This is a genomic window from Terrabacter carboxydivorans, assembly GCF_039532035.1.
GTDB lineage: Bacteria > Actinomycetota > Actinomycetes > Actinomycetales > Dermatophilaceae > Terrabacter > Terrabacter carboxydivorans.
This window is the reverse complement of record NZ_BAAARE010000007.1, coordinates 73850-90889: the sequence shown is the minus strand read 5'-3', so window position 1 is coordinate 90889 and position 17040 is coordinate 73850. Positions and strand designations below refer to the sequence as shown.

Genomic DNA, 17040 nt, shown 5'->3' with positions numbered 1-17040 from the left:
CGCGCGGCACACGCCTCTCCTGCATCGTCCGTCGGCGCTCGGGCGGACCGACAGGGGCTTTGGTCCCATCCGCGCCCGGCGGCCCGCGCGTAGCGTGGAAGGGCACGCTCGGAGGTGACGCCATGGACGCGACGGACCCTGCGGCAGCAGTGCGTTCGGCGGACCCGGGCGCCTCGTCCGAGGTCGCGTCCGACGCCCGGGCCGGTCCTCGGGGCCTGACCGCCGAGCAGGTGCGTGTCCACCGGGACCGCGACGGACCCAACGTCATCCCCGCCGCGCGGTCCGAGCCGGCGGCGCTCCAGCTGCTCCGGCAGATGACCCACTTCTTCGCCCTGACCCTGTGGGTGGCCGCCGGCATGGCCCTCGTCGGGGGTATGCCGCAGCTGGCCGTCGCGATCGCCGTGGTCGTCGTGCTCAACGGGGTCTTTGCCTTCGTGCAGGAGTACCGCGCCGAGCGTGCGGGGGCGCGGCTGGCCGAGCTGCTGCCGCCGCGGGCACGGGTGCTGCGCGACGGTGCCGTCGTGGAGGTGGGCGCCGACGAGCTCGTCGTCGAGGACGTCGTGCTGCTCGACGCGGGCGACCGGGTCAGTGCCGACCTCGAGCTCGACCGGGCCGTCGGGGTCGCGGTCGACGAGTCGATGCTCACGGGCGAGAGCGTCACGAGCCGTCCCGAAGTCGGTGAGGTGCTGCGCGCGGGCACGTTCGTCGTCGAGGGTGTCGGTCGCGGCAGGGTCGTCGCGACAGGTGGTCGCACCCGGCTCGCCGAGATCGCCGCCCTGACCCGGTCAGCTCGGCGTCCCACGAGTCCCCTTGCGCGACAGCTGAACCGGCTGGTCACGATCGTCGCGGTCCTCGCCGTCACGACGGGCTGCCTCGCCTTCGGCGCTGCGCTGCTGCTCGGCGTGAGCGCGACGATCGGCTTCCTCTTCGCGGTGGGCGTGACGGTCGCGCTCGTCCCTGAGGGACTGCTCCCGACCGTCACCCTGTCCCTCGCACGGGCGGCCCAGCTGATGGCCGGCCGGCACGCCCTCGTGCGGCGGCTCGAGTCGGTCGAGACCCTCGGGTCCGCGACCTTCGTGTGCACCGACAAGACGGGCACCCTGACGCGCAACGAGATGAACGTCGTGTCGGTGTGGACCCCCCGCGGCCCGATCGACGTCGCGGGCGAGGGCTACGGCCCGGAGGCCCTGTGCACCGGTTCGCTCGAGGCGTTGGAGGCCTCGCGGGTCCTCGCCCGTTCCGCCGTCGAGTGCGTGCAGGGCCGAGCGGTCCCCGCCGCGGCTGCACGCGACGAGGGTCCCGGGCCGGAGGGGGCGGAGCGGTGGGTCGCCCGCGGGGACCCCATGGAGGCGGCGGTGCACGCCCTCGCGATGCGCGTCGGGGTCGGTGACGCGGCGACGGTCGTCGTCGACCGGGCCTACCCCTTCGAGCCGGGGCTGCGGCGCTCGGCTGCCGTCTCGGACGGGTGGCTGCACGTCATCGGGGCTCCAGACTCGCTGCTGCGCGACTGTCGCGACGTGGGCGACGCCGCCGCGGAGGTCGAGCGCCTCAGCGTGCAGGGCCTGCGGGTGCTCGGCGTCGCCCGGCGCCGGCTGTCCGGCTCCGACGGGGCCGAGCGACGCGACCCCGCCGGCCACCAGGCAGCGCTCGAGCACGGCCTCGACCTGCTCGGCCTCGTGGCCCTGGAGGACCCACCCCGCGCCGGCGTGGCCGACGCGGTCGCGACCTGCCGACGTGCCGGCATACGCCTCATGATGATCACCGGCGACCACCCCGGCACGGCCGCGGCCGTCGCCCGGGAGGTCGGCCTGATGAGGCCGGGCGGCACGGCCCTGACGGCCGACCGGCTCCCCGACGATCCGGTGGCGCTCGCCGAGCTGCTCGACGTCGACGGGACGGTCGTCGCGCGGGCCACGCCCGAGGACAAGCTGCGCATCGCCGACGCGCTGCAGTCTCGCGGCCACGTCGTGGCCATGACCGGTGACGGCGTCAACGACGGTCCCGCCCTGCGCAAGGCCGACATCGGTGTGGCGATGGGGGCCTCGGGCACCGAGGTCGCCCGTGAGGCGGCCGACGTCGTCCTGCTCGACGACCGCTTCGAGACGATCGTGGCCGCCATCGAGCTCGGTCGTGCGACGTGGTCGAACGTGCGCCGTTTCCTCACCTACCACCTGACCGACAACGTCGCGGAGCTGACGCCCTTCGTGCTGTGGTCCCTGACGGCCGGGCACCTCCCGCTCGCCCTGTCCGTGCTGCAGGTCCTCGCCCTCGACATCGGCACCGACCTGCTGCCGGCGCTCGCGCTCGGCGCCGAGCCGGCGAGCCGGCGCGTCATGACCGAGCCGATGCGGTCGGGCCCGCTCGTCGACCCGGGCCTGATGCGCCGGGCCCTGCTCGTGCTCGGCCCGACGGAGGCGGCGGTGGAGATGGCGGCCTTCGTCACCGTCCTCACGCTCGGCGGCTGGGCCTTCGGGCAGAGCCCACCGGCGCCGCTGCTCGCCCTGGCCTCGGGTGCAGCCTTCGCCGCGGTCGTGCTCGGGCAGCTCGGCAACGCCTTCGCCTGCCGGAGCGCGACCCGGCCGGTCGGCCGTCACTCCCTGCGTGGCAACCGGCTGCTGCTGCTCGCGGTCGGGGTCGAGCTCGTCTTCCTGCTCGTCATCCTCGGCTGGCCCGCCGTCGCAGGGCTGCTCGGCGGCGCGTCACCGCCGGCCTCCGGCTGGGTCGTGGCGGCCCTGGCCGTGCCGGCCGTCGTGGTCGTCGACCGGCTCCACAAGGGCGTGCGCGCAGCGGGACGGAGCCGACGCGCGAGTCCCGGTACCGGATGATCCCCGCCCCTCGGCCGCCGTGGGCATCGGAGGGCCGGAGCCGAGGCAGCGGTCTCGGGCTAGGGGCGCCCGGTCGCCTTGTCGATGGCCTTCTGGGTGGCCCGCTCGGCCTTGGCCTTGCCCTTGGCGAGCTTGCGCGAGGCCTTCTTGTCGGTGGGCGAGACCTTCTCGTTCTCGAGGGCCTTCGGCAGGTGGCCGGTCGAGCGGCGGTAGTACGACGCCGCACCACGCTCGGCGGCGACGCGCGCCGCCGCGACGGCCATCGAGGACAGGGCGGTGAAGAGGACGACGTCGCGGGTGCGCTCACGCTCGAAGTCGCCCTTGACCGGCACGTTGCGGCCGGTGGCGAGCTTCCAGCCCTTCTGCGCCGCGTCGGTCGCGAGCTTCGTCGCGACGATCGTCGACCCGATGCTGAGGATCTTCCAGACCGGGCCGCTGACGGGGGTGTGCTGGGGCGTCTCCGCCTTGGCCTTCGCCTTCTCGGCAGCCCGGGAGACGGCCTTCTTCGTGTCCTTGGAACCCATGACGTGACTGTACCCACGAGGCCCGGACGCCGGACGAGTAGAGTCACCCCCGACAACTGAATAGCACCACCCACCCATCACGACAGGGGAGCGCGTCACGCGCTGAGAGTGCGGCAGCCCGTTGGGCCGAGCCGCAGACCCTCGAACCTGCTCCGGTTAGCACCGGCGAAGGAAGTCGGTATTTCTCAGGCCACCGCACGGCATACGTCCTCGACGTGTCCGTTCGGTCGGCTTCCCCCGGAATCCATTCGTAGACACACGTATCCACTGGAATTCGGGAGACACACCATGTCCAGATCCACCAGCTCGACCATCACCGCGAGCGGGCCGCTGACCCGCTGGCGCACCATCGACCTGCTCACCTGCGCCTTCCTCGGGGTCGCCTTCGGCGTCGCCTACTGGGCCTGGGGGCTCGTCTACTCCGTGCCGTCGAACGCCGTCTCGGCGGTCTTCCCGCCGCTCGGCGCGCTCTTCAACTGGCCCTGGCTCGTCGCCGGGATCGTCGGCATGCTCATCATCCGCCGCCCGGGTGCGGCCGTCTTCACCGAGCTGCTCGCAGCCGTCGTGTCGGCTCTCATCGGCACGCAGTGGGGCCTGACCACGCTCGTCTCCGGCCTCGTGCAGGGGCTCGGCGTCGAGCTCGGCTTCGCCGCGTTCGGGTATGCCGTGTACCGCTGGGCGCCGCTGCTGCTCGGCGGGTTCCTCGGCGGCGCGTTCGAGGCCGTCTACGAGTGGTACTCCTACTGGACCGACTGGGGCTGGGACTACAAGATCGCCTACCTGTTCCTGCTCGGTGCCTCGGTGGCCGTCTTCGGCTCGCTCGTCGCGGTCGGTCTGACCCGGCTGCTCGCGGCCGCGGGTGCGCTGAACCCGTTCCCTCCGGGCCAGGAGGTCCGCGAGCAGCGTGCGGTCTGACCCGGCCCGTCCGGCTGACCCGGCCCCCGTGAACGCGCCGGTGGGACCACCGGCCGATCACCTCGACCCGGGGCCGGCCGACCGCGTCGGCGCGGAGATCAGCGTCGAGGGCCTGACGTGGCGACCCTTCGGTCGCGCGCGCCCGGTCCTCGACGGGCTCGACCTCACCGTCGGTCCCGGCGAGCGCGTGCTGCTCGCCGGGCCGAGCGGTTCGGGCAAGTCGACGCTGCTGCGGGCCCTCGCGGGCCTGCTGCTCACGGCGGACTCCGGCGACCTCTCGGGCACGGTGACGGTGGGCGGCCATGCACCGCAGGATGTTCCGGGTTCGGTGGGTCTCGTCCTCCAGGATCCCGGCGCCGGCGTCGTGGCGTCGAGCATCGGCCGCGACGTGGCCTTCGGCCTCGAGAACGTCTCGCTGCCGCGGGCCGAGATGCCCTCGCGCGTCACCGCCGCGTTGCGCGAGGTGGGGCTGACGATGGCGGCCGAGAGCTCGGCGGCGACCCTCAGCGGTGGTGAGTCCCAGCGGCTCGCGCTGGCCGGGGCTCTCGTCATGGAGCCGTCGGTGCTCCTGCTCGACGAGCCCACGGCCATGCTCGACGCAGCCACGGCCGGTGACGTGCGTGCTGTCGTCGCCGACGTGGTTGCGCGCCGCGGCCTCACCCTCGTCGTCGTCGAGCACCGGCTCGACGGCTGGCTCGACCACGTCGACCGTCTCGTCGTCCTCGACGCGACCGGGGCGGTCGTGGCCGACGGCGACCCCCGACGGGTCCTCGACGAGCACGGGAAGTCCCTTGCGGCCCAGGGCATCTGGGTGCCCGGAGTCCCCGACCCGGATCCGCTCCCTCTCGTCCTCGAGCCGGCCCCGACGGCTGCGGCCGGCCGGGTGTCGCAGGGTCGGGTGGTCTCGTCGGCAGCCGGCGTGCGGGTCGAGCACGTCAGCCGCCGGCTCGGCGGGAGCTCGCGCACCACGCTCGCCGTCGACGGCACCGACCTGGAGGCGCGGGCCGGTCGGACGGTCGCCCTCGTCGGTCCCAGCGGCGCCGGCAAGTCCTCGCTCATGGCCACCCTCGGCGGCCTCCTGGAGCCGGCCCGGGGCACCGTCGACGTCGCCCTCCAGCTCACCCCGGCCGAGTCGGGAGCAGGCTCCGCGTCAGGCTCCGGGGCAGGATCCCGTGACGGCGCTTCCGCGCGCGACCGCCTGACGCCACCGGACGAGTGGTCCTCGCCCGACCTCGCGCGGGTCGTCGCCTGGGTGCCGCAGCGCGCCGCGACCGCGCTCGTGGGTCGCACCGTGCGCGACGACGTGCTGACCACGCCGCTCGCCCTCGGGCACGACCCCGAGGTGGCCGGCCGGCGCGCCGACGCCCTCCTCGCCTCGCTCGGTCTCGCCCACCTCGCCGGCGCCGACCCGCGTCAGCTCTCCGGCGGGGAGCAGCGCCGGCTGGCCATGGCGTCGGCCGTGGCGCACGGGCCTGCCCTCGTGCTCGCCGACGAGCCGACCGTCGGGCAGGACCGGCTCACGTGGGCAGCCGTCTCCGGGGTGCTCGCAGCGGCGCGTGAGGAGGGGTCCGCCGTCGTCGTCACCACGCACGACCCGGGCGTCGTCGACGACGCGGACCGGGTGGTCCGCCTCGAGGCACCGGTCCAGCCGGCGCCAGACCCGGAGCCGGAGCGACGTCCGCTCGTCGCCCGTGCCGGTCCGCTCTCGCTGCTCGCGGCGGCCCTGTGCGTGCTGCCGCTGCCCGCCCTGCTCGACACGTGGCGCCAGGGCCTCGCCGTGCTTGCCGTCGAGGTCGTGCTCGGCCTCGTCGGGCTGCCGGCGCCCGGTCCGGGTCGCGCCCCGCACGGCCGCCTGCGGGGCGTCCTCGCGCGGCTCGCGCCGGCAGCGGTCGCGGTCGTCGGGGTCGCCTGGTCGGCGTGGTTGCTCGGTGGCCGTGACCTCGAGGTCGCGTCGGGAGCGGCGCTGCGGGTGCTCTGCCTCCTCGTGCCGTCGGCGGTCGTCGTCGGCTTCATCGACCCCGAGTCCCTCGGCGACCACCTCGCCCAGCGGCTCCGGCTGCCCGCGCGGCCCGTCGTGGCTGCGACGGCCGCCCTCCAGCGCCTCCAGTCCTTCGACGCCCTCTGGGGCGAGCTCATGACGACCCGCCGGGTGCGCGGCATCCGCTCGGACCGCGGGCCGCTCGCCCGCGGTCGCGAGGCGGTCGTCGTCACGGGCGGCCTGCTCGTCGGTGCCCTCGGGCAGGCGTCGGCCCTGGCTCTCGCGATGGATGCCCGCGGCTTCGCCGAGGCTCGCCGGCGCACGTGGGCGGGCCCGGCGCCCTGGCGCCTGCCCGACACGCTCGCGCTCGGGGCCGGGCTTCTCGTCATCGTCGCCGCCGTCACGGCCCGGCTGCTGCTGCCCTGAGCGTCGCGCGGGGCACAATGGGCGGCGCAGACCTCCCGACAGGAAGGGGCCGCACGTGCCCATGCCCCGCCGACCCCGCCCGACCACGAGTGGACGCCTCGGTGCACCGCGGGCGTATGCCGTGCCGACCGTCGCGCTGGGCCTCTCCGCGTCGCTCGTGCTGGCCCTCGCCGCCTGCGGACAGCCGACCCCGTCACCCGACTCCGTGGCCCCGACGGTCAGCGTCCCGGTGCAGCCGACGATCACGGCCGACACCCCGAGCGACGACGTGCCCGATCCCGGTTCCACGACCGCGGCGAGCGACGGTGGCCTCTTCGACGCGGCATCGAGTCTGACGAGCGCGAACTGCGCGGCGAACGGCGAGTCGTGGAGCTTCACCGGCACGCTGACCAACTCCGACTCCCAGGAGCACACGTTCACCGTGGCCGTCTTCATCGTCAAGACCTCCGACAGCTCCGACGTGGCCGGCAAGGAGGTCGACATCAAGCTCGCCGCCGGCGCGGCGACGCCGGTGTCGATCAAGAACTTCCACACCGGGCCGACCAAGGGTGTCGAGTGCCTGAGCGGCGTCACGGTGAAGGGCTCCTGACGGTGCGCCTCTTCCTCGTGCGGCACGGCCAGACCCACGCCAACGTCGCCCGCCAGCTCGACACGGCGGTGCCGGGCCTCGACCTCACCGACGAGGGCCGGGCGCAGGCGCGGGCGCTCGCCGACCGGCTGGGCGGTGAGGACCTCGGCGCCATCTACACCTCCGACCTCGTGCGCACCCAGCAGACCGCTGCGCCTCTCGCCGAGCTGCTCGGTCTCGACCTGGTCGTGCTGCCGGGCCTGCGCGAGATCCAGGCCGGCGACTACGAGATGTCGACCGATTGGCAGCCCTACATCGACGCGGTGGTCCGCTGGCGCCACGACCCGGGGCACACGATCCCCGGCGGCGACAGCGGCGCCGCCTTCATGGAGCGCTACGACGAGGCGATCGCCAGCATCGCGTCCGACGGGCACGAGTCGGCGGTCGCCGTGAGCCACGGTGCGGCCATGCGGGTCTGGTGCTCGGCGTCGCTCGGGCTCGAGGCCGACTTCTTCGACGGACGCCGACTCGACAACGCCCACGTCGTCACGATGGAGGGCGACCCCCGGTCCGGCTGGCGCCTGCTCGCATGGGGTGACGAACCGGTCACGCATGGCTGAGCCCCGGTCCGCCGGCGCGCCGACCCGGGTGTCGCAGGCACGTTGGGCCGGCTGCCTGGCCGGGGTCGTCCTCGCGGCCGCCTCGTGGGGCGCGGCCGCGCTGCCGCACCCCAACCGCCACGTGCTGTGGCCCGGGGTGGCCGCGTGGTCGCCCAGCGGCGGGTCGCCGGCGCTCGCGACGGTCTCGGTGCTGGCGATGGCGCTGCTCGTGCTCGCCTGGTGGCGCCTGCGCGATGCGGACGTCTCGGTGCGGTGGTGGTGGGTCACCGTCGCGCTGTGGTTCGCCCCGCTCGTCGCGGCCATGCCGCTCTACAGCCGGGACCTCTACTCGTATGCCGCCCAGGGCCTGCTCTGGGACCAGGGGCTCAGCCCCTACGAGCACGTCGTCCGTGAGCTCGACTCGCCGTGGCGGGCGTCGACGGCCCCGACGTGGCTCGACAGCACGACCCCGTACGGCCCCGTCTGGCTGCTCCTGGCCCGCGCCGTCGCCTCGGTCTCGGGCGAGCTGTGGGTGGCCCTGCTGCTGCTCCGCCTCCTCGCCGTGATGGGCATCGTCGTCATGGCGTGGGCCGTGCCCGACGTGGCCGGCCGGCTCGGCTGGTCGCCGGTGCGGGCGACGTGGCTCGGGGTCGCCGTGCCGCTCGTCGGCGCCCACTTCGTCGGCGGCGCCCACAACGACGCGCTCATGGTGGGGGCGGTCCTCGCCGGCCTCGCCCTCGCGCTGCGCCGGCGGTTCGTCCTCGCCTGCGTGGTCATCGCGCTCGGCGCGATGGTCAAGGTCACCGCCGTCATCGCCCTGCCGTTCCTCGCGATCCTCTGGGCCCGCCACCTCGGCGCCGCGCGCAGGGCGGGGACGGACGGGACGGCATACGTCCGCTGGGGTGACGTGGTGCGGGCGGGCGCGCTCACGTTGCTCGGCGCAGGGGTGCCCATGGCCCTCGGCGGGGTCGTGACCGGCCTCGGATTCTCGTGGCTCAACCCCACCGGCACTCCCGGCAAGAACGAGCAGTGGACCTCGCTCCCGACCGCGGTCGGCATCGCCGTGGGAGCGGTGGGGCACGTGCTCGGGCACGACGACTGGCGCGAGATCGGCATCGCGACCGCCCGGGCCGTCGCCCTCGTCGTCCTGGCGCTGCTGCTCGTGCTCGTCTGGGTCGCCGCGGTGAAGCCCGCCGACAGCCCGGGCGCCGACGCGGACGATCCGTCCGTGGCGTCCGAGGCGCGGCTGCGGCCGGTCCGGGGCATCGCCTGGGCCATGCTCGCCGTCGTCTCGCTCGCGCCGGTCTTCCTCGGCTGGTACTTCCTCTGGATGCTGCCGCTCTTCGCGGTCTCCCTCGGGGACCTCTGGCAGGCACGGCTCGAGCGGCCGCTCGCCGTCGTCGCCACCGTCGTCTGCTTCGCCACGCTCCCCGAGGGCTACAGTCTCGGACTCACCACGACCGTCGTCGGCGTGCCGATCGCGCTCGTCGTCCTCGTGCTGCTCCTCCGGCGGGGGCTGCGCACCGCCCGTCGCACCGACTGGCGCCACCTGCTCGACCTCGACCGTCCCCTGGTCCTGCGGCCCGGCAGCGCCGCCACCACGGGCCCCGCCTCCCGGTCGAGGTGATCGCGCCGCCCCCGTGTCTGCCGGCACCACCTCGAACCGGCAGCCGTGGCGGTCACGGATCGGCGACACTTGGCGCTCCGGCTCCCGGGGCCCGTGCGGGTGTCCCACACTGTCCCGGTGAGCGACTCCGGCTTCGTCGACGAGGCCCCCTCCGGCGGCGGGCGGCCGTCACGCCCCGGGCGCGTGCCGCGGCACACGGACCGGCACGCCGAACCGTCGGCGCCTCCCGAACCCGCTGCCCGAGCACGGCGCCGGCCACGTCCCGGCTTCGGGACGGCCGGCTTCGTCGCGCTCGTCGTCGGTCTCCTCGCCTTCGGTGCCTGGGCGTGGTCGAGCCGGGTGCACGCCGGTGACGTCGCGGCCTACGAGTCGCTGGCGCGCGAGGTCGAGCTGCTCGACCGCAACCTGACGCCGCTCGGGCACAGCGAGGTCCCGCCCTGCCGGGAGGCGCCGGACGGCGCCGTCACGCGCAGCTACCCGCCGTCGACGGGGCCGGACGCGGAGCAGCTCGTCACCTACCTCGTGCAGGCCGGCTGGGTGCGGCAGGACTCGGACCTCCCCGTCTATGCCCACCTGACCCGCACGGTCGGGGACCACGTGCTCACGGCCGACGTGCTCGTTCCCAGCGACACCTCGTTCGTGGGGTCGCTGAGCGCCCGCAGCCCGGGCAGCAGCTTCGGCTGCCTCCTGCACTGACCGTCCCAACCCCGCCCCCACCCTCGGTTGGCCCCGTCGTCACCCGCGTCCCGGGCGGGTCTGCCCGCGAGTGAGCCACGACATGGGCCACATCGTGGGAATGACGCGGCCCACGGCATACGCCGGTGGGACGCTGGACCACATGCGCGCGGTCACCCAGAGCAAGAAGCTGCAGAACGTCTGTTACGAGATCCGGGGACCCGTGCTCGCCGAGGCCAAGCGGCTCGAGGACGAGGGGCACCGCATCCTCAAGCTCAACATCGGCAACCCGGCCCCGTTCGGCTTCGAGGCGCCCGAGGACATCCTCGTCGACGTCATCCAGGAGCTGCCGACCGCGCAGGGCTACAGCGACAGCAAGGGCATCCTGTCGGCACGCCGCGCCGTCAAGCAGCACTACGAGGTGCGCGACTTCCCGCCCGTCGGGGTCGAGGACATCTACCTCGGCAACGGCGTCAGCGAGCTCATCGTCATGGCGATGCAGGGGCTGCTCGACAACGGCGACGAGGTGCTCATCCCCGCCCCCGACTACCCCCTGTGGACGGCGGCCGCGAGCCTCGCCGGCGGCACGGCCGTGCACTACGTCTGCGACGAGCAGGCCGGCTGGGCACCCGACCTCGACGACATCCGCAGCAAGATCACCGACCGCACGCGCGCCATCGTCGTCATCAACCCCAACAACCCGACCGGCGCCGTCTACCCGCGTGAGGTGCTCGAGGGCATCGCCCAGCTCGCCCGCGAGCACGAGCTGATCATCATGGCCGACGAGATCTACGACAAGATCCTCTACGACGGCGCAACGCACACCTCGATCGCCTCGCTCGCGCCGGACCTGCTGTGCCTGACCTTCAACGGCCTGTCCAAGGCCTACCGCGTGGCCGGCTTCCGCTCCGGCTGGCTCGTCATCACCGGGCCCAAGGAGCACGCGCGCAACTACCTCGAGGGCCTCGACATCCTCGCCAACATGCGCCTGTGCGCCAACGTGCCGGCGCAGCACGCGATCCAGGTCGCGCTCGGGGGCTACCAGTCGATCAACGAGCTGATCCTTCCCGGCGGCCGGCTGCTCGAGCAGCGCAACGTCGCGTGGGAGATGCTCAACCAGATCCCGGGCGTCTCGGTCACCAGGCCGGAGGGTGCGCTCTACCTCTTCCCGCGCCTCGACCCCAAGGTCCACGACATCCGCGACGACGAGCGCTTCGCCCTCGACCTGCTGCGTGACCAGAAGATGCTCGTCGTGCACGGCACGGGCTTCAACTGGGCGAGCCCCGACCACTTCCGCCTCGTCTTCCTCCCGCGCGTCGAGGACCTCGAGGACGCCGTCGGCCGGCTCGAGAAGTTCCTCTCGACCTACTCGCAGTAGCAGGCTCGGGCGCTCAGCGAGAGGTGGCCCACCACTTGAGCAGCAGGCCGAGCACGACGCCCCAGACCACGGTGAGCAGCAGGCTGGCTCCGATGGCGAGCAGCGCGGGCCGGCGCCCACCGGGCTCCCGGCGGGCGAGGCTCAGCCCGGCGAGGGCGAGGCCGAGCAGCTGGGGCAGGAAGAGGACGAAGCCGAACACCACCGCCGACACCGACGCGACGAGCGCGCCGCGGGCGAGCGGGGCCTCTGCGGCCAGCCGGGCCGAAGCGGCGTCGCGGGGACGATCGGGCTCGCTCACGCGTTCAGGGTAACGATGAACGAGAGCACGTATGCCGTCCGCCGGCCTCCGCGGCGCCGGCTCGCCGTGCGCGCGGGCCTGGTCGGTGTGGTCGGCGTCGCCGCCCTGCTGGCGCTCGGTGCGTGCAGCGCGTCCGAGCCGACCCTCGCGGACCTGCCCGCGGACGTGGCGAGCGCGCGCCCGAGCATCTCCGCCGAGGAGGCGAGCTTCGTCCTCGCTGCCGAGAAGCTCGGCGCCAGCATCACGGGCGACACCGTCGACGACGACCTCCAGACGGGCACGACGACGTGCTGGGCCCTGAAGAACGGCGGCGTCGACCTCGCGCAGATCGCCGTCGACGACAACGGCAAGCCGCTGCCCGACACCGGCGACGCGCTGCGCACCAAGCAGCTCATGGCGGCCGGGGTGCAGACCTTCTGCCCCGACTACGACAACCAGGTGCCCCAGCTCAAGCTGCCCTGACGCAGCGCGGAAGCGCCTCGACGCGCCTCGACGCGCGCCGACCGCGCCGTCCCGGACGCCCGGGTTGTCGGTAGGGTGACCGTGGGCGATGGATCCCGCCCGGGCGTCACCGACACCCGAACCGCCGGCCGGCTGATGGTTCCTGTTCATCGGCGGGCCTTCGGGACCGCTGCGATGGGCAGGCGCGTGCCGGCCCGTCGACGAGTCCCAGGGAGTCACCGATGGGCGAGAGAGTCCCACCGCAGCCGCACCCGTCGCGCATCACCGACTTCGCCGGTCACCCGCTCGTGGTCGCCGTGCTGCCGGAGCAGCCGGCCCTCGTCGCGCTGACCGCGGTCAACCTGGCGCGCGCCACCGGCTCCTCGGCGCTGTACTTCGCCTACGTCGACACCTCGCGCTACGCCGACGAGGAGCACCCCGACGGCACCGTGCGGCACCTGTCGATCGACCCGGACATCGACGACGAGACGTGGCCGCGGCGCGAGGAGGAGCTGACCCGTCTCGTGGCCGGGTGGATGGAGGGTCAGGACGTCCCGTGGCACTTCCGCTACCTAGCAGGGCGGGTCGACCGGGCACTGACGCACCTGGCCCGGGCCGTCGACGCGGCCGGCTTCGTCGTCGGGAGCCACGTCGGGCGACACCGTCGCCTCAAGGACTTCGTCAACGGCTCGACCGCCCTGCACCTCTCGCACCACCAGCACCGGCCGGTGCTCGTCGTGCCGGTCGAGGTCGTGGACTGGGAGGGCCGGGCGCCGTGGGAGTGAGTGACGACCGCGACCTCGACCCTCACCCCGGGTCGCCCTCTGGCGCAAGGCCGCCCGTGCGCCCCGGCGGGGGAGCGCTGCGCCGCTCGCCGCTGCTCGGGGTGGTCATCTTCGTCGGTGGCGCCATCGGCACGTCGGTGCGCTCGCTGCTCGAGCAGGCCGCGCCGGCACGTCCGGGGGAGGTGCCGTGGACGACCCTGGTCATCAACGTCGTCGGGTCCTTCCTGCTCGGGCTGCTGCTCGAGTCGCTCACCCGCACCGGCCCGGACGAGGGCAACCGACGCGTCGCCCGCCTGGGCCTCGGCACCGGCGTCCTCGGCGGCTTCACCACCTACAGCACCTTCGCGGTCGAGACGGTCGACCGGCTCGGCCTGCAGAGCCTCGTCGTCGGGCTGTCGTATGCCGTGGGCAGCGTCGTGCTCGGCGTGGCGGCCGCCGCGGTCGGCTACCGCCTAGCGCGCCGCGTCTTCGGCCACGGCGCAGGGGAGCCGACCCGATGACGACGCTGCTGGTCGCCCTCGCCGGTGGCGCCGGCGCCCTGACCCGCTTCCTCACGGACGGTGCCATCGCCCGCCGCAACCGCCTGCGTATGCCGGTCGGCACCGTCGTCATCAACGTGACGGGCTCGTTCCTGCTCGGGCTGCTGACCGGACTCTTCGCGCTGTCGTCGGCCGACTCCTCCGGCGCCATGGTCAAGGCGGTCGTCGGCACCGGCTTCTGCGGGGGTTACACGACCTTCAGCACGGCGTCGGTCGAGTCGATGCGTCTCTGGCTCGCCGAGGGACGGGGCGCCGGCATCGGCTACGCCGCGACCACTCTCGTGCTCGGCGTCGCGGCAGCCGCCGCCGGGATGTGGATCGGCCGACTGCTCGGGTGAGGCCGCGGCGGCCCGCCCTGCCGTGGCAGCGGCAGGGACGCACCCTGCGCACGGCCTCGGAATACCGCGCCCCACACGGCCTGTTGCCACCCACGTGAGTCCTGCCCCGAAAGCCCAGCTGAACATCCTCGACCTCGTGCCCGTCCTCGACGGCGGCACGGCCGGTGAGGCGATCGCCTCGACGGTCGACATCGCCCGCCACGCGGAGAAGTGGGGCTACCAGCGCTACTGGATGGCCGAGCACCACAACATGCGCGGCGTGGCCTCGAGCTCGACGGCGGTCCTCATCGGCCACGTGGCCGACCAGACGGAGACGATCCGGGTCGGCGCCGGCGGCATCATGCTGCCCAACCACGCGCCCTATGTCGTGGCCGAGCAGTTCGGCACGCTCGCCACGATCCACCCGGGCCGCATCGACCTCGGTCTCGGCCGCGCCCCCGGCACCGACCCCTTCACGACCCGGGCGCTGCGGCGCAACGAGGCCGCCGCGATGAACTTCGCGGGCGAGGTCGAGGAGCTCATCGGCTACCTCGGCGACCCGGACCCCGACGCCAAGGTGCGCGCCATCCCGGGCGAGGGCACGCACGTGCCGATCTGGATCCTCGGCTCCAGCCACGGCGGGGCGCAGGTCGCGGCCGCGCTCGGCCTGCCCTACTCCTTCGCCTCGCACTTCGCCCCGGCCGCGCTCATGAGCGCGCTCGAGGTCTACCGGTCGCGCTTCACCCCTTCCACCGAGCCCGGCGGACTCGACGCCCCGCGCACGATGGCCGGCGTCAACGTCATGGTCGCCGACACGACCGCTGAGGCCGAGCGCCTCTTCACGAGCGTGCTCCAGCGCTTCCACGGCATCGTCACCGGGCGCCGCGCCGGCCTGCCCGAGCCGCAGGGCGACATCGCGAGCCTCATGGGCACGTGGTCGCCGGCGGAGCGCCAGGCCGTGAGCGAGATGACGCGAGTGTCGCTCGTCGGCACCCCGGACGAGGTCCGTGACGGGCTGGCCGGCTTCGTCGAGGCGACGGGCGTCGACGAGGTCATCGTCACGTGCGGCGCCCACGACCACGAGGACCGGCTGCGCTCCTACGAGCTGCTCGCCGACGCGTGGAGCTGACCCACGGACCTGCCGCCGGCCGGACCCCGACCTCTGAGAGGCTGCACCCATGAGCGAGAGCACGACCGCAAGCACCCCCGAGCGGGACCCGAAGGACCTGCGCCGCGTCACCCTGACCCGCGACAGCGTCGGGCGCTACACGGCCCGCAACGACCGGGGCGGCTCGATCAGCCTGAGCTCCGGCACCGACGAGCTCTCGCCGGTCGAGCTGCTCCTGGCCGGGATCGCCGGCTGCACCGCCGTCGACGTCGACACCGTGACGACGCGACGCGCCGAGCCGGAGCAGTTCGAGATCGAGGTGACCGCCGACAAGGTCAAGGACGAGCACGGCAACCACCTGCAGGACATCGAGGTGCGCTTCCGCGTCCGCTTCCCCGGCGGTGAGGCCGGCGACGCCGCCCGCGAGATGCTGCCCAAGCTCGTGCGGCGCTCGCACGACGAGTGGTGCACGGTCAGCCGCACGGTCGAGCTCGGCCAGAAGGTCACGACGACCGTCGAGTGACCCGCCTGCCGACCTTTGGCGGCGGGTCCGCTCCAGTCTGAGGACATGGGTTCGGCCGGGCGACGAGGTCGCCCGGCCGTGACCGCGATTTCGGCTTGGCCGGGTCAGGGGTAGACGACGACCTTGTCGCCGACGCGCACCTTGAAGAAGAGCGCCTTGACCTGGTCGTGGTCGGCGATGTTGACGCAGCCGTGGCTCGAGCTGGCGTAGCCGAGCCGCGCGAAGTTCGACGAGTAGTGCACGGCCTGGCCGCCCGAGAAGAACATCGAGTAGGGCATCGGCGTGAAGTAGAGGTTCGAGATGACGTACTCGTACTTGCGGGACACGCTGAAGGTGCCCTCGCGGGTCTCACGGCCCGGCCCGCCGAAACGGGCCCACATCACCATGAGCGGCTTGCCGTCGACGACCCACGTCAGGGTGCGGGTGCCCTTGTCGACACACATGACCCGACCGGTGAGGCAGCGCCTGTCGAGGGAGGCCGCCTTCGGCATGACCGGCTGCAGGGCGGCCGTGAAACGGTAGGTGTCGAAGGTGCCCGGGCGGTAGGTGTCGGACACCAGCCGGCTCCACGTGCGCACGTCGAGGACGCCCGACTGCGGGAGGCCGCGCGACTGCTGGAAGCCCAGCACGGCGCGGTCGAGCGCCGACCAGTAGACGCCGCTCACGGCATACGGCCAGCTTCCCACGGCCCGCAGGCGCAGCTGCACCTCGCGCACCTGGGCTGCCGAGGCGGTGCGGCCGATGGCCGTCGGGCTCGCGGTCACGGCCCGCAGGCGGTCCCACGTGCGCTGGTCGACGACGCCGCTCTGCGGGAGGTTCTGGACCTGCTGGAACGACAGCACCGAACGGTCGACGGCCGACCAGTAGACGCCGGTGACGGCGTAGGCGAAGCGGCCCGCGAGCTTGAGACGGGCCTGCAGGTCCTTGACGGTGGTGGCCGGGGCGGTGCGGGGGATCGCGGTCGGGCTGACGGTCAGGGCACGGAGCCGGTCCCACGTGCCCTGGTCGACGACGCCGCTCTGCGGGAGGCCCTGGGCCTGCTGGAAACCGAGCACCGACTGGTCGACGGCCGACCAGTAGACGCCGGTGATCGCGTAGGCGAAGCGACCGACGAGCTTGAGGCGGACCTGGAGGTCCTTGACCACGGCGACCGGGGACGTGCGGCTGATGACGGCCGGGGCTGCCGGGGCGGGGGCCGTGGTCGTCGTGGTCGCGGCCGGAGTCGTGGTCGTCGACGTGGCGGTGCCGGTGGCGCCCGTGGTCGCCGAGGTCGCCGAGGTCGCCGAGGTCGTGGTCGTCGTGGTGGTCGTCGTGGTGGTGTCGGTGGTCGTCGTCGTGTCGGCCACCGTGCTCCCGGTCGCTCCCGTCGTGCTCGACGAGCCCGTGGGCGTGGGCGTGCCCGTCAGGCCGTCGGCGAGGGCGGCCGGTGCGGTGGCGGTGAGCGCGACGACAGCGAGTGCGGCGGCGACGGTGCCCGTGGCGCGCTTCCTGTCCATGCGGATGGTCCTCATGGT

Annotated in this window: 17 protein-coding genes and 2 riboswitches; of the genes, 14 read left to right on the top strand and 3 right to left on the bottom strand. The window is 73.8% G+C overall.

Translation table 11 applies throughout. The annotated features are described in order from the left end of the window. The first annotated feature begins 122 nt into the window (after positions 1-122). On the top strand, positions 123-2825 hold the full coding sequence (locus ABD297_RS09100; RefSeq protein ID WP_344254568.1) for a cation-translocating P-type ATPase: 2703 nt from the start codon (positions 123-125) through the stop codon (positions 2823-2825). Positions 2826-2884: 59 nt separating this feature from the next. Here ABD297_RS09100 and ABD297_RS09095 read toward each other — a convergent pair whose 3' ends face one another. After that, complete coding sequence (locus ABD297_RS09095; protein ID WP_344254567.1) at positions 2885-3349, bottom strand: DUF4235 domain-containing protein; 465 nt, start codon at positions 3347-3349, stop codon at positions 2885-2887. A 74-nt stretch (positions 3350-3423) separates the two neighbouring features. Continuing rightward, positions 3424-3540: riboswitch (TPP riboswitch) on the top strand. Between the two features lie 97 nt (positions 3541-3637). Here ABD297_RS09095 and ABD297_RS09090 point away from each other — a divergent pair. From ABD297_RS09090 to ABD297_RS09060, 7 genes are all read left to right on the top strand, one after another. After that, a complete protein-coding gene (locus ABD297_RS09090) occupies positions 3638-4264 on the top strand; it encodes an ECF transporter S component (RefSeq protein ID WP_344254566.1) in 627 nt (208 codons plus the stop codon). Between the two features lie 28 nt (positions 4265-4292). After that, on the top strand, positions 4293-6668 hold the full coding sequence (locus tag ABD297_RS09085) for an ATP-binding cassette domain-containing protein (protein WP_344254565.1): 2376 nt from the start codon (positions 4293-4295) through the stop codon (positions 6666-6668). A 55-nt stretch (positions 6669-6723) separates the two neighbouring features. Beyond that, the gene (locus ABD297_RS09080; protein ID WP_344254564.1) at positions 6724-7257 is read left to right on the top strand and encodes a hypothetical protein; all 534 of its coding nucleotides are present in this window, start codon (positions 6724-6726) and stop codon (positions 7255-7257) included. Then, a complete protein-coding gene (locus tag ABD297_RS09075; protein WP_344254563.1) occupies positions 7224-7856 on the top strand; it encodes a histidine phosphatase family protein in 633 nt (210 codons plus the stop codon). Before ABD297_RS09080 ends, ABD297_RS09075 begins: the two co-directional genes overlap by 34 nt. Then, positions 7849-9462, top strand: coding sequence for a polyprenol phosphomannose-dependent alpha 1,6 mannosyltransferase MptB (mptB, locus tag ABD297_RS09070; RefSeq protein ID WP_344254562.1), 1614 nt, complete (start codon positions 7849-7851; stop codon positions 9460-9462). The genes ABD297_RS09075 and mptB overlap by 8 nt, the downstream gene beginning before the upstream one ends. 117 nt (positions 9463-9579) lie before the next feature. Continuing rightward, complete coding sequence (locus ABD297_RS09065; protein WP_344254561.1) at positions 9580-10158, top strand: hypothetical protein; 579 nt, start codon at positions 9580-9582, stop codon at positions 10156-10158. Between the two features lie 142 nt (positions 10159-10300). Beyond that, positions 10301-11515, top strand: coding sequence for a pyridoxal phosphate-dependent aminotransferase (locus ABD297_RS09060; RefSeq protein WP_344254716.1), 1215 nt, complete (start codon positions 10301-10303; stop codon positions 11513-11515). Between the two features lie 13 nt (positions 11516-11528). Here the strand turns inward: ABD297_RS09060 and ABD297_RS09055 are convergent, their stop codons facing one another. Beyond that, the gene (locus ABD297_RS09055) at positions 11529-11813 is read right to left on the bottom strand and encodes a hypothetical protein (protein WP_344254560.1); all 285 of its coding nucleotides are present in this window, start codon (positions 11811-11813) and stop codon (positions 11529-11531) included. Positions 11814-11828: 15 nt separating this feature from the next. On the opposite strand from ABD297_RS09055, the gene ABD297_RS09050 reads away from it, so the two are divergent. The 6 genes from ABD297_RS09050 (at position 11829) to ABD297_RS09025 (ending at position 15526) form a co-directional block, all read left to right on the top strand. Then, on the top strand, positions 11829-12275 hold the full coding sequence (locus ABD297_RS09050; RefSeq protein WP_344254559.1) for a hypothetical protein: 447 nt from the start codon (positions 11829-11831) through the stop codon (positions 12273-12275). A 75-nt stretch (positions 12276-12350) separates the two neighbouring features. Beyond that, a riboswitch (Fluoride riboswitch) is annotated at positions 12351-12427 on the top strand. Positions 12428-12496: 69 nt separating this feature from the next. Continuing rightward, a complete protein-coding gene (locus ABD297_RS09045) occupies positions 12497-13039 on the top strand; it encodes a universal stress protein (protein ID WP_344254558.1) in 543 nt (180 codons plus the stop codon). Continuing rightward, positions 13030-13539 (top strand): CrcB family protein, encoded by a 510-nt coding sequence (locus tag ABD297_RS09040; RefSeq protein WP_344254557.1) that lies wholly within the window; start codon positions 13030-13032, stop codon positions 13537-13539. The genes ABD297_RS09045 and ABD297_RS09040 overlap by 10 nt, the downstream gene beginning before the upstream one ends. After that, positions 13536-13916, top strand: a complete 381-nt coding sequence (locus tag ABD297_RS09035; RefSeq protein WP_344254556.1) for a fluoride efflux transporter FluC — start codon at positions 13536-13538, stop codon at positions 13914-13916. Before ABD297_RS09040 ends, ABD297_RS09035 begins: the two co-directional genes overlap by 4 nt. A gap of 94 nt (positions 13917-14010) precedes the next feature. Next, positions 14011-15024 carry an LLM class flavin-dependent oxidoreductase gene (locus ABD297_RS09030; protein WP_344254555.1) on the top strand — a complete coding sequence of 338 codons (1014 nt, stop codon included), beginning with the start codon at positions 14011-14013 and terminating at the stop codon, positions 15022-15024. 49 nt (positions 15025-15073) lie between these two features. Further along, entirely contained in the window at positions 15074-15526 is a 453-nt protein-coding gene (locus ABD297_RS09025) for an OsmC family protein (protein WP_344254554.1), read from the top strand. 104 nt (positions 15527-15630) lie between these two features. On the opposite strand, the gene ABD297_RS09020 is transcribed toward ABD297_RS09025, so the two are convergent. Further along, a complete protein-coding gene (locus ABD297_RS09020; protein WP_344254553.1) occupies positions 15631-17037 on the bottom strand; it encodes a L,D-transpeptidase family protein in 1407 nt (468 codons plus the stop codon). Positions 17038-17040: the final 3 nt, after the last annotated feature.

Excerpts from the sequence above, each read along its gene's own strand:
- ABD297_RS09100 (WP_344254568.1), top strand. The coding sequence starts at position 123 with ATGGACGCGACGGACCCTGCGGCAGCAGTGCGTTCGGCGGACCCGGGC.
- ABD297_RS09050 (WP_344254559.1), top strand. The coding sequence starts at position 11,829 with ATGAACGAGAGCACGTATGCCGTCCGCCGGCCTCCGCGGCGCCGGCTC.
- ABD297_RS09060 (WP_344254716.1), top strand. The coding sequence starts at position 10,301 with ATGCGCGCGGTCACCCAGAGCAAGAAGCTGCAGAACGTCTGTTACGAG.
- ABD297_RS09090 (WP_344254566.1), top strand. The coding sequence starts at position 3,638 with ATGTCCAGATCCACCAGCTCGACCATCACCGCGAGCGGGCCGCTGACC.
- ABD297_RS09045 (WP_344254558.1), top strand. The coding sequence starts at position 12,497 with ATGGGCGAGAGAGTCCCACCGCAGCCGCACCCGTCGCGCATCACCGAC.
- ABD297_RS09095 (WP_344254567.1), bottom strand. The coding sequence starts at position 3,349 with ATGGGTTCCAAGGACACGAAGAAGGCCGTCTCCCGGGCTGCCGAGAAG.
- ABD297_RS09025 (WP_344254554.1), top strand. The coding sequence starts at position 15,074 with ATGAGCGAGAGCACGACCGCAAGCACCCCCGAGCGGGACCCGAAGGAC.
- ABD297_RS09035 (WP_344254556.1), top strand. The coding sequence starts at position 13,536 with ATGACGACGCTGCTGGTCGCCCTCGCCGGTGGCGCCGGCGCCCTGACC.
- ABD297_RS09020 (WP_344254553.1), bottom strand. The coding sequence starts at position 17,037 with ATGAGGACCATCCGCATGGACAGGAAGCGCGCCACGGGCACCGTCGCC.
- mptB (WP_344254562.1), top strand. The coding sequence starts at position 7,849 with ATGGCTGAGCCCCGGTCCGCCGGCGCGCCGACCCGGGTGTCGCAGGCA.